At 66.7% G+C, this 639-nt stretch carries 2 protein-coding genes; one reads left to right on the top strand and one right to left on the bottom strand.

The genetic code is table 11. The annotated features are described in order from the left end of the window. On the bottom strand, positions 1 to 173 hold a 173-nt coding region (locus DAI20_RS19650; RefSeq protein ID WP_159085140.1), incomplete at its 3' end, for a GntR family transcriptional regulator. Between the two features lie 133 nt (positions 174 to 306). On the opposite strand from DAI20_RS19650, the gene DAI20_RS19645 reads away from it, so the two are divergent. Then, positions 307 to 639, top strand: a 333-nt coding sequence (locus DAI20_RS19645; protein WP_159085139.1) for an EamA family transporter, incomplete at its 3' end; no start/stop codon positions are given.

Below are 639 nucleotides of genomic sequence, written 5' to 3'. Positions count from 1 at the left end.
CCTTCGGCCGCCAGGCGCTCGTAGGCCTCGACCACGGTGGAGACTGAAACTCCCATCATCGCCGCCTGCGCACGTACCGAAGGCAGGCGGGAGCCGGGGCCATCCACCCGTGCACTGATGCGAGTGCGGACGGTCTGGATGACCGATTCGATGCGTGTGAGCGGACGCGGCATGGCGGAACCGTAGTGGAAGTGTGGGCAGTACAGTTACTTGCGACTGTACTGGATTGTAGCTGGGGTCCTCCCGCGCCGGATGCTTCCATACAGGTCCAGCCGGGCATCGTCCGGCACCTTCAGGAGTACAGGCGTGGAACGGTCGGCGAGTGGTTGGATCAATGGCTTCATCGGTGTGGTGATCTTCGCCGGCTCCCTGCCGGCCACCCGCCTGGCAGTGCTGCAGCTGGATGCCGGATTCGTCACTGCTGCGCGCGCCACCATTGCCGCCGTGCTCGGCCTCGGCCTGCTCCTTCTGCTGCGCCAGCCGTGGCCGCGGCGCACTGACCTGCCAGGCTTGGCAGTGGTCAGCCTCGGGGTGGTGGTTGGCTTTCCATTGCTGACCGCACTGGCCCTTCGCCACGCATCGTCGGCGCACACCATCGTGTTCCTCGGCCTGCTGCCGCTGAGCACCGCGGTGTTCGGC

Source organism: Planctomonas deserti (assembly GCF_003067705.1).
GTDB lineage: Bacteria > Actinomycetota > Actinomycetes > Actinomycetales > Microbacteriaceae > Planctomonas > Planctomonas deserti.
Note: the sequence above shows the minus strand (reverse complement) of the source record. Positions and strands in the feature narration are given on the sequence as shown.